The sequence below is a fragment of the Flavobacterium erigeronis genome (assembly GCF_054075165.1).
In genome coordinates this window covers 561,330-574,243 of record NZ_JBSKGP010000002.1, presented here as the reverse complement: position 1 = coordinate 574,243, position 12,914 = coordinate 561,330, and the positions used below count along the sequence as shown (strand labels likewise).

At 36.6% G+C, this 12,914-nt stretch carries 11 protein-coding genes; 1 reads left to right on the top strand and 10 read right to left on the bottom strand.

Translation table 11 applies throughout. The features are described from left to right. A partial coding sequence (locus tag ACWA1F_RS06500; protein ID WP_456892595.1) for an OmpA family protein occupies positions 1–316 on the top strand: 316 nt, incomplete at its 5' end. A gap of 148 nt (positions 317–464) precedes the next feature. On the opposite strand, the gene ACWA1F_RS06495 is transcribed toward ACWA1F_RS06500, so the two are convergent. The 10 genes from ACWA1F_RS06495 to ACWA1F_RS06450 all read right to left on the bottom strand — a co-directional run bounded on the left by ACWA1F_RS06495 (position 465) and on the right by ACWA1F_RS06450 (position 12,907). Then, a complete protein-coding gene (locus tag ACWA1F_RS06495) occupies positions 465–878 on the bottom strand; it encodes a 3-hydroxyacyl-ACP dehydratase FabZ family protein (RefSeq protein ID WP_306160152.1) in 414 nt (137 codons plus the stop codon). A 95-nt stretch (positions 879–973) separates the two neighbouring features. Next, positions 974–1,624: a nucleotidyl transferase AbiEii/AbiGii toxin family protein gene (locus ACWA1F_RS06490; RefSeq protein WP_456892593.1), complete on the bottom strand. Its 651-nt coding sequence runs from the start codon at positions 1,622–1,624 to the stop codon at positions 974–976. Then, entirely contained in the window at positions 1,602–2,123 is a 522-nt protein-coding gene (locus ACWA1F_RS06485; RefSeq protein WP_456892591.1) for a helix-turn-helix transcriptional regulator, read from the bottom strand. Before ACWA1F_RS06485 ends, ACWA1F_RS06490 begins: the two co-directional genes overlap by 23 nt. Positions 2,124–2,279: 156 nt before the next feature. Continuing rightward, positions 2,280–3,254 carry a glycoside hydrolase family 43 protein gene (locus tag ACWA1F_RS06480; RefSeq protein WP_456892589.1) on the bottom strand — a complete coding sequence of 325 codons (975 nt, stop codon included), beginning with the start codon at positions 3,252–3,254 and terminating at the stop codon, positions 2,280–2,282. A 482-nt stretch (positions 3,255–3,736) separates the two neighbouring features. Beyond that, the gene (locus ACWA1F_RS06475) at positions 3,737–4,915 is read right to left on the bottom strand and encodes an aldose epimerase family protein (protein ID WP_456892587.1); all 1,179 of its coding nucleotides are present in this window, start codon (positions 4,913–4,915) and stop codon (positions 3,737–3,739) included. A gap of 41 nt (positions 4,916–4,956) precedes the next feature. After that, positions 4,957–5,979 carry a glycoside hydrolase family 43 protein gene (locus tag ACWA1F_RS06470; protein WP_456892585.1) on the bottom strand — a complete coding sequence of 341 codons (1,023 nt, stop codon included), beginning with the start codon at positions 5,977–5,979 and terminating at the stop codon, positions 4,957–4,959. A 367-nt stretch (positions 5,980–6,346) separates the two neighbouring features. After that, the gene (locus ACWA1F_RS06465; protein ID WP_456892583.1) at positions 6,347–8,155 is read right to left on the bottom strand and encodes a glycoside hydrolase family 2 protein; all 1,809 of its coding nucleotides are present in this window, start codon (positions 8,153–8,155) and stop codon (positions 6,347–6,349) included. A 387-nt stretch (positions 8,156–8,542) separates the two neighbouring features. Continuing rightward, positions 8,543–9,577: a glycoside hydrolase family 43 protein gene (locus ACWA1F_RS06460; protein ID WP_456892581.1), complete on the bottom strand. Its 1,035-nt coding sequence runs from the start codon at positions 9,575–9,577 to the stop codon at positions 8,543–8,545. Positions 9,578–9,937: 360 nt separating this feature from the next. Beyond that, on the bottom strand, positions 9,938–11,113 hold the full coding sequence (locus tag ACWA1F_RS06455) for a cellulase family glycosylhydrolase (RefSeq protein WP_456892579.1): 1,176 nt from the start codon (positions 11,111–11,113) through the stop codon (positions 9,938–9,940). Between the two features lie 270 nt (positions 11,114–11,383). Then, positions 11,384–12,907, bottom strand: coding sequence for a RagB/SusD family nutrient uptake outer membrane protein (locus tag ACWA1F_RS06450; protein ID WP_456892577.1), 1,524 nt, complete (start codon positions 12,905–12,907; stop codon positions 11,384–11,386). Positions 12,908–12,914 lie beyond the last annotated feature (7 nt).

Below are 12,914 nucleotides of genomic sequence, written 5' to 3'. Positions count from 1 at the left end.
CGATATCCGTTATGATGCTGCAATAGAATTAAATAAAGTAGTTCTCTTAATGCATCAGTATAACTCCGTAGTGATTAAAATAGAATCACATACCGATTCCCGCGCAGACGACCAATACAACTTAGAACTCTCTGACCGAAGAGCCAAAGCAACGAGAGATTATCTAATTTCTCAAGGCGTAGCACCAGAACGAATTGAAAGCGCCATTGGTTACGGCGAAACCCAATTAATCAATAACTGCTCAAACGGAGTTCCGTGTACCGAAGCCCAACACCAAATCAATCGCCGAAGCGAATTCATCATCACCAAAATGTAAAAAAGCATCCTAGATAATTCTAGGACGCTTTTTCTTTATCTAAAGTCTTGCAGAAGTCTTGCCTCTTGCCTCTATTTTCTATTCTCTATTCTCTATTCTCTATTCTCTTTAATCTATTCTCTTGCCTCTCACATCTTGTCTCTATTATCTACTGAAGCTTCACACACATCCATTCCCCTTTCATAATCAGCCTATCTTCATCAAAAGCCTCACCCGACTGCTTGATTATTTTTTCGCTTGTGCGAATGTTTTTCACGACAAATTTCACCAGTTTATTAAACTCCACACCACCAAAAAACTCCACATTATCCATACTTACTAAACCAAAAACGCCGTCTGCAATTCCTAAAAGTTTAATTCCGGCACCGCCACACTGCGCCATTGCTTCGATTAAAATAGTTCCAGGCACAAAATTAAAATCTGGAAAACTGCCCTGAAGCCAGGCATCTTTTTCTGTAAATGTCTTTAAACCAATGATTGATTCCGTTGTATAAGAAATAATTTCATCAACAAAGAGAAACGGAGCCCTATGCGGAATTAAATCTTCTATTTTTTTAGTCATGTTTCTGTAATTTGCAACAATGTACGAATCTGACCCGAAATAAGCAACGTTTTAAATTATATCTCTGTTTAAAAATTATTAAGCATTGTCCAATTTTATAAATTCTCTCTTTTAACCGCTTCCTCAATATCTTCTTTAATAAATTCCCAGTATTTGTTTTTAAGACATATAGGATCTAAATCTTCATCTGCAGAACTAAAATCAACAAAATTACTTAAAATAGCTACTTCGTCGTGAGTAAATTCACAGCGTTGTTTATGCAGTGCAATCATATTTGAAATCGTGTAATCTGGCAACAATTCGTGAAGATCCCAAAAATCTTTCTTCCTACCTCCATATAAAACAACATCAAGTTTCATTGCAATAATATCTTCTACGGTCGCCAGTCTTATTCCATTTGTTAAGATAGGCTTATAAATAAACTTGTCATTACTGTAATAAACATCAAGCTTGATAGTATTCTCCTTGTCAGTTCCTATAACAAATGATTTTCCGATTCCGACAATACCTCCAAAACCTGGATCTACGTAACCAAAGTTTTTAAATAGATACTTTTCAATTAATTCAAAATCTACAGATCCATAGTCTTCATCTGTAAAAAGGTCAATATCGATAGACATTCTATGACCTCTATGAAGACTCAGCGCGGTTCCGCCTACCAAACGGAAATCTTTCAATTCTTCAGCCTTCATTAACTGTTGAAGACTCTCTTTAAGCAAATCATTAACTGTCTCCCAATGAATCATTCTTTTTCATTTTAGTATTTCGAACTTCTTTTTCACCCATCATTTTATCCAGCACTGGTCTTATTTTGGAAGCTCCATAAAATCTTACCATTTCTTTTTTCTCGCTAATATTTCCTCTCTCAAAAACCCTCTTAATAACAGCATTAGACTGCTTTGTCCATTCTATTTTATTAATATCTGTATCCCAAAACAAACTTTTTCTTAAATTTTTTACATTAGGATAATAATGCAAAACTGTCTGTTTCTTCTTTTCCTTTTCAATATCAAAATATACCTGCAGAATCATTAGTGTTCCCTCTTCAAGATGAAGAGCATTTTCTATTTTAAGTGCGGTACTGGTAGTTAAATTTCGTCTGCCCTGAATAATAGCGTTGAGTGTCTGCGGATATTCACCAACAGATTGCGCAAATGGGCGTTGTGCCAAATTGCGTTTATCTAATTCACGCTTAAGAACAGCTCCTGGATGGATTCCTTTATATCTTTCAAACTTTTTTTCCATAGTACAAATATAAACAAATTTGTTTATACTCAAATTAAAGATTCGCTAACAATATAACCCCAAAACTTTACAAATCAACGAATTATTAATTACAAAAAAAAAAAAGAGACACCGAAGCATCTCTTTTCAAGTTACCAAACTCTAAAATCACAAGTTTTACTCCTGTAGCAAGACAAAACTTTTAGCATTTGCTTTGATTTTATTTCCTTCAAAATCAATATCAATGATTCCCGCTTTTCTAGGCGAAACCCCACTATTGCTGTAATGCGTGTGCAGGACATATTTCATTTTTCCATTTTTATCATAAAAAACATCTCCGTGCCCAATTCCATTTATTCCAACATCCTTACGACTGATTATCGGACTATCCGCAGCTTTTTCCCAAGGCCCATACGGACTTTTTGCCGTTGCATAGCCAACCGCATAATCGGGATTTCTAAAATCGTTTGCCGAATAAATCATATAATACAAATGGTTGTGTTTCAAAACCGTTGGTCCTTCTGTCACTGGCCAAGGTACATTTTGCGTATTTTCCCAAAGAAGAACTCCAGAAATGCATTCCTTAAGCGTTTCTTCTTTAATTCCAGACAAATCATCTTTTAATTCCGCGACGAAAATTCGGTTACCATTAGTCAAACGCACGTGATAAAGGTATTTTTTGCCATCCTGATCAACAAAAACGAAAGGATCGATCTGTTTGCCCGAATTAAACATTGGAGCCTTAGAATCGTTTTTAAATGGCCCCAACGGACTATCACTACTTGCAATCGCAATATTTTCGTCAGCCGTATAAATAATTTGATATTTTCCATTGAATTTAAAAATCTGAGGCGCCCAAAAGCCTTTCGTTCCAAAAGCATCGCCTTTTTTTAAAGCCAAACCATTTTGCGCTCCGACAGGACCCTTCCATTTTTTTAAATCTGTAGAAGTGTAAACTTGAAATCCTTCTCCGTTAGGAAAATTTCCAGTTGTGGTTCCATACAAATAATACACTCCATTTTCATAAAAAATGGTCGGATCCGCCAACAAGATTGAACTGTCTTTTGAAGCCGTTTTTTTGTCATTTTCTTTCTCTTGCGAACAGCAAACAAAGAAAAACAGCAGACTTATAATGCTAAAATATTTTTTCATTTTAAGTTAATTTTTTAATTGAATTAAAATCATTTTAATTACTAACAATTAAATAGTTAAATTTTCAATATAGATAAAAACTATAGCGATTTTTTTACACCTTTCAGATATTTTTCTCGTAATTACAGCAGAAATTGTTTTACAAATTCGGAAAACTATTTCCGTTTACTTTTTGATAAAAATCTGATTTTGTTTCTTCAAAAATTGACAATCTGCACGCTCCTATTCTTTCATTTTTTTGCGATCCTAAAAAGCAATTTATTTCTACAATTACATTTGCGGATTCACTTTGCGTGAGACGCACTGCGGTGCGCCTCTACATAACCTTCAATAAACAAAAATCTTTGCGGAAACCACTGCAGTACGCCTCGACATTGTCTTTGCGACCTTCATTAAACAAAAAACTTTGCGAATCTTTGCGTAATCCTTAGCGAACTCTGCGGTAAAATTAATCGCTGCGTTAGACGCACTACAGTGCGCCTCTACATCGAAACAGAAAACTTATACAAAGAAACCGTATGATATTTCGCTCCCGGTTTCAAAACAATCGAAGCAAATTTCGGCTGATTTGGAGCATCTGGAAAGTGCTGCGTTTCTAAAGCAAAAGCAGTCCTAAAATCATCCTTAGCACCTGATTTAAAGACATTTTTACTCTGCATAAAATTTCCACTATAAAACTGTAATCCAGGATCTTCTGTGTAAATATCTAAAGCAATACCTGAAACATCACCTTTTATAGTTGCGGCATGAACAAAACCGTCTTTTTTATTAGAATTCAGCACGTAATTATGGTCATAACCTTTACCAAATTTCAGCTGTTCGTCTTTCGTTTCGATTCTTTCTCCAATGGTATGTTTTGATGTAAAATCAAACGGTGTGTTTTTCACCGATTTTAATTCTCCCGTCGGAATCAAACCTTCATCAACTGGAGTGAATTGATCTCCGTAAATCTGCAATTCGTGATTTAAAATCGTTCCGCTTCCTTCTCCATTCAAATTGAAAAAAGCGTGATTCGTCAGGTTTACAATGGTCGTTTTATCTGTTGTCGCTTCATATTCCATTTTTACGGTTTTGTCCTCTGTAAGCGTATACGTCACTTTTACATTCAAGTTTCCAGGAAAACCTTGTTCTCCATCTGGGGAAACGTAAGTAAAAACCAAAGTGTTTTCACCTTTCTTTTCTGCATTCCAAACTACATCTTGAAAGCCTTTTACACCACCATGCAAAGCATTTTTACCATTGTTAAGCGGAATCTGATATTGTTTTCCATCCAACGTAAATTTACCTAATGCAACTCTGTTGCCAACTCTCCCAATTGTAGCTCCAAAGTAAGGTTCAGTCGAGTTTTTAAAGCCTTTTAGACTATTCATTCCGACAACAATATCGGTTTGTTTTCCGTTTTTATCAGCAATCCATAAACCTACTAATCGCCCGCCATAATTGGTAAAAGCAGCTTTTATGCCTTTATTTTCGATCCAATACAAACCAACTTTTTTACCGTCGATTATGGTATCGAAATTTTTGGCTTCTAAAACCGTATTTAACGAATCTGATTTGATTTCAACAGTTTCTTTTGAAATTTCATTTTCTTTTTTGCCGTCTTTACAGCTAAACTGAAAAACTGTCAGCAACAAAACTGCAGCTATTTGGATATTTTTCATTTTTTATGTCATTGTGAGGAACGAAGCAATCCTCTGATTAATTAATTTGAAGGAATTGCCAATCGAGTTCCTTCGCTTACTGGTTCGCCCAAAACTGGAAATCCGTTGGCATCCCAGCTGATTTTCTGCATTCTCGGCGATCTTTTATTTCCGCAGCCCTCTCCCGGATTTGAATTGGCGTGATACAAAATCCAATCTTCTTTTCCGTCAGGCGATTTAAAAAAGGAATTATGGCCTGGAGCATATACTTTGTTTTTTTCTGATTGTTTAAAAATCGGTTCTGGCGCTTTTACCCATGCTTTTGGATCTAATAAATTATCATCGCCATTAAACGATAATAAACCTAAAGCATAGAAATCTGTCCAACATCCACTGGCAGAAAAGACAATAAAGATTTTACCGTTTCTTTCTAAAAACTGAGGCCCTTCATTTACGTTTACCTGCGGCGGATTTACCTCATCATGCAATGCTCCGTGCGTTTCCCAGTCGTGTGTGGGTGCAGAAATCAGAACGCGATCGCCATCAATCTCAAGCGGATTTTTCATTTTGGCAATGTAAATGTTCTGCTGTCCGTTTTTGTCTCCTTCCCAGCCTGCCCAAATCATGTACAATTGCTTTTTGTATTCGAAAACATTTCCGTCAATTGCCCATTTGTCGGTTTTGGCTGCTATTTTTCCTTTAAATTCAAAATTGCCTTTAAACGGATCTGATGATTTATTTTCTAAAACATACATGCGGTGGTTGTTGTTATCGCCATTATCTGCAGCAAAATAGCAATACCATTTTCCGTTGATGATATGAAACTCAGGCGCCCAAATCTCAGCGGAATAATTAGTGTTCTTTGGCGGAGTCCAAATGACTTTGCTTTCTGCATTTTTGATGTCTGAAAGGTCTTTTGTTTTCCATAAAGTCAATTTATTGCCAAGTGTATTGGTGTAGTAATAATAGCCTTTGTAGTACGTGCTGTAAGGATCTGCTCCCGATGGCAAAATCGGATTCGTGAAGGTTTTCTGCTGCGCAAAACTTATGGTTGTGAGTAGCAGAAGGATTAGGTGTTTTTTCATTTTAATATTTTTTGGCTTGATTTTTTTTAACACATAGAGGCATAGCTTTTCTTTGTCTGCAAAAGGCGTTTCACTTGTTTAAAATTAACATAGCGTTGCGACCTACCTTTGCGGTAAGCTTTGTCAAAGTTTAAAACTTTGACAAAGCTGTCAATTGTATAATCGCTAATCTTGCGTACCCAAGGTTGAAACCTTGGGCTATGTTCTCCAAAGCTATGTGTTAGAAACTAGTTTCTTTCTACACTCTTTTTCAAGCTTTAAAAATCTATGTTTCTATGTGTTTAATTTTCTCCCGCAGATTTGGCAGATTTAGCCGATAAAAAAATCTGCATGATTTGCTAAATCTGCGAGAGAAAAAAGATCATTTTTAATTCAAAGCATTTATAACCTCAGTATTAATCTTGTTCACGGCTTTAAAATCCATTTTATCCACTTTTCTGTCGTAAGTCATAAAACCGTTCACTTCGCCTTCAACATCTGTTGTCTGAGTATAGACCGCAGCCGAGAATCCTGTTTTAACGTATTTTCGAAGCATTTCAGCGTACTTTATGTATTCAGCGGTAACTTCGTTCGCATTTTTAAATTTAATGTAACCCCAGTTATCATTTGCTCTCCACAAATGTCCTTCCAACGGAAGACCGATTCCGCCATATTCTCCTAAAACGGTTACTCTTCTGGCGTCATACAAATACATTTCTGGTCCAGGATAATTATGCAGATCTAAAATATCGCCTGTTTGAAAGTGATTTCCACCGCTTGCAGAATTTGTTAATCGGCTTGGATCGTAGTTTTTAGTCCATTCTGTAATTTCAACTGTTTTAAATTGCCCCCAAGCTTCATTAAACGGAACCCAAACCACGATACTTGGATAAGAATACAGATGATCCATAATCTCTTTCCATTCTTTTCTATAAATTTCTTCTGATTTTGGCGAACGCTGCAATTCTGTTCCGTCGAAATACTTTCTATTTTGCCAAATCGGCTGATCGTCTCCGCTTGGCATATCTTGCCAAACCAGAATTCCTAACTGATCGCAATGTGTATACCAGCGCTCTGGCTCTACTTTTACGTGTTTGCGAATCATATTAAAACCTAATTCTTTCGTTTTAACGATATCGTATTTCAAGGCTTCATCAGTTGGAGCCGTGTACAGTCCGTCTGGCCACCAGCCTTGATCTAAAGGCCCGAATTGGAAATAATCTTTGTTGTTCAGCTGCATTCTCATAATCCCGTTTTCATCTCTTTTGGATGAAATTTTACGCATAGCGAAATAACTCTTCACCTCATCAACGATTTTATTTTTGCTGATTAAGCGAATTTTAGTCTGATACAAAAACGGATTCTCTGGCGACCATAATTTTGGCGTGTTCAAAACAATATCATTACTTTCGCCTATAACAGCTTTTTGTTTTGCGATTTCTTTTCCGCTATCCAAAACTGCTATTTCTACCAAATCACCTTTTTCTGCTCCCGAAACAGCTGCTTTTATGCTAATGGTGTTTTGATCGATATTTGGAGTGGTTTGTAATGAAGTAATGTTTTTGACATTTACAGGTTCGATCCAAACCGTCTGCCAAATTCCGGTAACGGGAGTGTACCAAATTCCTTCTGGATTTTTAACTTGTTTTCCTCTTGGCTGAGGCCCATCGTTTGAAGGATCCCAAACTTTTACAACCAATTTCTGATTGCTTCCTTTTTTGATAAATGGTGTAATATCAAACGAAAACGGCGTATATCCGCCAGTATGCGAACCGACTTTTACATCATTGATAAAAACTTCTGTTTTCCAATCGACAGCACCAAAATGCAACAGAATGTTTTTCCCATTCCAAGTCGATTCAATAGAAAAAGAGGTTTCATACCACAGTTCATTTTTAGCACCTACTTCTTTCATTACGCCAGACAAACTCGATTCTGCCGCAAACGGAACCAAAATTTGTCCGTCGTATTTCGATGGCGCTGCTTTTCCAGCTTCTTGAATGCTGTAATTCCACAATCCATTCAGGTTTTTCCATTGGCTTCGCTCCATAATCGGACGCGGATATTCTTGCAGCACTTTTGCAGGATTAATCTCCGAAGCCCATTTCGTTTTTATTTTATCTCCTTGCGGTTTCCATTGCGCATTGGCAATAAAAACAGAAAACAAGGCTACAAAAAGTATATTTTTTCTTTTCATCTTTTTTATTTTTTTTTAAACCATATAAGTCATGTAAGTTTATTTTAGTTTAAACTGCTGCTTGAAACTACGCCAGAGCATATGAGTTTTTTTTCATGCCAATTAAAAAACTTTAATAGGAACTTATATGACTTATATGGTAAAAATATTTGCATTTCTAAGTCAAAATGAATTACCGGGCTCATCTCCACATAAGCCCGATAATTACAGAACTAAACTAACTTAACTAACCAATTCTTTTATTTTTTTGAACCATATAAGTCATATAAGTTCATTTTAATTTAAGCTGCTGCTTGAAACTATGTCAAGAGCATATAAGTTTTTTATTTATCATGCCAATTAAAAAACTTTAATATGAACTTACATGACTTATATGGTTCAAAACTTTTATTTTTTCTCAGTCAAGCCAAATTTCTTAACCAAAGTGTCGTATTCTTTTTTAGAGATTGTAATCATACAGCCGTGGCGTACTTTTTCTGGGAGACTGTATTTGTCCCAATCGGAGAAAAAAGTGTAGCCTGAGGCTTGATACCAAGGTCCGTTTAGGTTATCTGCGATTGATAGACCGTACGAAACTCCTGGATATTGCTCATAATACATGTACCATATTTTATCATCTGGAGAAGGAATCAGCATTGGCGCTTCTCTAAAGTTCGGACTGATAGATTGCTGGGGCAAAGAATAAGGTCCTAAAAGGGATTTTGATTTGGCAATTCGGATGGTTTTTCCAGTTGTCCAATACAGAGTTGGGTAGGTTTCGTCTTTAATCACGGCGTAGTAGGAATCGCCGACTTTACGAATAAAAACATCGATGGTTCCCATATCCCAATCGAATAAGCGTTTTGGTGTTCCTTCGAAAGTTTTTAAATCTTTAGACAAAACATATAATGTTCGCTGACTCGCCCAATAGCGCTCGCCGTCTTCTTTAGTTCCTTCTAAATGCGGCGTATGCCAAGTCATGATGAATTTCCCTGAAGGCGTATCGTAATATAATTTTGGCGCCCCTATTCGCTGTAAAGCGTTTGCATAATCTGGTGTGCTTTTTAAATCTGGCGTATAATCGGCATGTTTTTTCCACGTAATCAAATCATCCGAAATCCAGATATTGATCGCTTTTGCATCATCGCCTGTATTTCCTGCGATATAATATTTCCCGTCGGGACCTTTGCAGATATCAGGATGACCTTTATAGTCTTCAAAAACTCTTTTCCCACTGTTTAGATTTTGCCAATGAAGTCCGTCCAAACTAACCGAATAATATAATCTTCCGTAATCGTTGTGCGTCATGTGCGCAAACAAATAGGCTTCGTTTTTAGCTTTTTCGTTTCCTTTTACCTGCCCCGGCGGATCTGGCTGCTGGGCATTCGCAGAAAAACCAACTAAAATTGTTGCTAGAAAAAATATGTTTTTTAATGTTTTCATAAGCTTGTTTTTTTAATGTGCCAATTATTTAATTAGACAATGAGATAATGTGGTAATTAGTCAATTAGTGCATTCCGAAAATTATCTAATTATTAAATTGGCACATTATCTAATTATCACATTATCTAATTATTTTATCTTTTTCAAACATAGCCCAAGGTTTCAACCTTGGTAAACGTATTGTAAATCACGTTATGTTTACGTTGCGTACCCAAGGTTGAAACCTTGGGCTATGTTTTATATAGCTTGAGAAAAAATCCATTTAATCATTTTATCCCGATACCCATCGGGAGTGGCTAAATAATTTTCTAATTGGCACATTTTCTCATTATCAAATTATCAAATTGCCACATTTTCTAATTACCTCTTCGGATTCGCTTCAGCCGTCATTTTCTTGATCAAATCAGTTTCGGCTTTGATGTATGGCGTTCCGTCTGTATGAAGCACTTCGTGAAACCATAATTTTGGTTCTGAATCGTATTTTTTTGTCCAGCTGTCCCAAGCGTATTTGGTTTGTGTTTTTCCGTCAACAAATCCCCAGTTGATCATACCAACATTGTATTTTCTGGCGATTGGCAAGAATCCTTCAAAAGTGCTTCCGTTTGGTCTTGCCATATATTCTGTGCAGATTAATGGTTTTCCGTAACGCTGTAATTGTTTGATAACTCTTTCAAAATCCTGTGGCTTGTCATAATTATGAAAAGAAACAATATCAGATTGTTCGATCTGCATTTTGTGCATTGGTTTCATTTTAGCTTCATCGCTCCAATCGCCAACCCAAACTCCAGAAGTTAATGGCTGCGACGGATTGCTTTCTCTAGCCCAAGCAAAAACATCTTTTAAAAGTGGCAAAACCAAATCCGCTTTGTTTTTAATTTCCACTTTTTCGTAAGATGGCCCCGTCATATTATCTGGTTCGTTCCAAACATCCCAACCTAAAATACGGTTATCGTCTTTGAATTTTGCTACGGTTTCTTTTACGTATTTCTCCAAACGAGGATATTGTGTTTTATCCTGCAATGCTTTTTGTCCCGGACTCTGCATCCAGCCTGAGTTGTGTGTATGCGGTTTTGGAGCACGTTGTTTTCCTAAAGCAGGAAACGGATCCCAACAAGAATCAAACAATACAAAAAGCGTTTTAATATGGTGTTTATCTGCAATTCCTAAAAAAGTATCCATTCTTTTGTAAAGACCTTCCGCATCTTGCTCATGCAATAAATCGTGCAAATACACACGCATTACATTCATACCCAGATTTTCTGCCCAGCCCAATTCCTGATCGATTCTTTTCTGGTCAAAAGTATCTTCCTGCCACATCTCTAACTGATTTATAGCTGTGCTAGGAGAATAATTTGCCCCTACTAACCAAGGCTGTTCTGCATACCATTTATTGGCCTGATCTTTGGTCCAAATTTCTCTTTTTTCTACAGAAGTAGTTTCGCTTTTCTTTTCTTCGGGATTACTTTTTTTGTTGTTGCAACTAAGCAATGCGAGCCCTGCCAACACAAGTGTCAGATACAATTTTACTTTTCTCATTATAGGTTTATTATTTTAGAACAAATGTTCTTTGGTGATTAAAGGAATCGGAATTTGGTGATTTTCCGATTCCTTAATAAATAGCTTTTAATTTGCTGGGTGTTTTTTTTAAACACATAGAATCATAGTTTTTCTTTGTCTGTAAAAAGGCGTTTCACTTTGCTTTAATTCACATAGTTTAGCTATGTGTGAAAAGCGAGCTTTTTTCTAATCCCTTTAGCAATAAAATCTATGTTTCTATGTGTTTAAATTTTCACACTCTCAGATTATTTAATATCCTGAATTCTGCTCTAGATTTGGATTATTATCTACATCGCTTTGCGGAATTGGCATTCTGTGATTTTTACCAACTGTAAAGTTTTTAAAATCAGAATCACGAAGCGCAATCTTGTCAACAGAAGCTTGAGTGTCTAAATCGCCCCAACGTTTTAAATCTTCCCAACGAACACTTTCGCCACACAATTCTAAAACTCTTTCCATTTTCAGGCGTTCTAAGAATTTATCGTGATCGTTTCCGATTTCAGGATGTGCTGCTGCCAATCCATTCATGTTTACACGAGCTCTCACCATATCTACATATTGGTATGCCGCAGCGGTATTTCCTGTTTCGTTCAGCACTTCTGCGTAACGCAATAAAATATCAGCATAACGAACCAATCTGTAATTTACCTGACTGTAGTAATCTTCGTTATTTCTGTAATAATCACGGCTTCCTTTTCTAAACCAAGCTTCGTCATTGTTCCATTCCCAATTTCTATCGTAGGTTTTGTCTCCGAAATCAGCCAATAGTTGCGGATAATATAAAGTCCATCTTAAACGAATATCCAAATTGCCATCTTTATTTTTTTCTTCTTTAAAGGCATTTACCAGCCACAAACGCGCTTGTCCGTCTGACCATCCAATTCCTCTTGGCGCAAAAAATTGAGAACGGTTGCTAGAAACTGCTGCATTTTGTGCTTCGTCAGTTCCGCCTTTTCTTTGGTCTCCAAATTGAATTTCAAAAACAGATTCTCCGTTATTCTCATTTACATCTGTAAAGTTGTCTCGGTAATTAGAAACTAAAGAATATTTAGCTCCCGCTCCTGTAATTAAATATTCCAAAGCTGTTTTTGCTTCTGGCCATTTACGCTGTTGCATATATGTTTTTGCAAGAAAAGCTTTTGCAGCACCTTTATCTGGCCTTCCTAACTGGTCAGCTGCCCAATCTCTTGGCAAATCTTCAAAAGCTTCGTTCAAATCTTTTTCAACTTGAGCCCAGATTTCAGCTACTTTTTTCTGCTGTGGCAAATCTGCTGGCGTAGACGGATCTAAAACCAACGGAACATCTTCCCAAATCACCGCTGCATAGTAATAATGTAAGGCTCTAAAAAATTTAGCCTGCGCTATAACTTTCTTTTTGTCCTCTTCATTTTGAAAAGTAATATTTGGAACATTGGCTAAAACCTGATTACATCTAAAAATAGCTTTATAAGTATCTCTCCACGTTACGGCATTTCCTTCCCAAAAATTATAATTGATGTAGTTGAATCTTGTCCAATCTGCCAATTCTGTCCACGGGCTCACGCTATAACCTTCATCAGAAGTAAGATCTAAACGGAAATACATCCATCGTGCCCACAATCCATCTTTGTAAAACATGGCATAAATCGAGTTTACACCGGCTTGCGCATCACTTTCCGTTTTCCAATATTGGTCAACTGTTATATCATTTGGGCTGTTCAGATCCAATTCGTTTTCACAAGCTGTAAAAACAAGACCTAAAAAAGCGGCTGTTATTATGATTATTTTTTTCATTACGCTG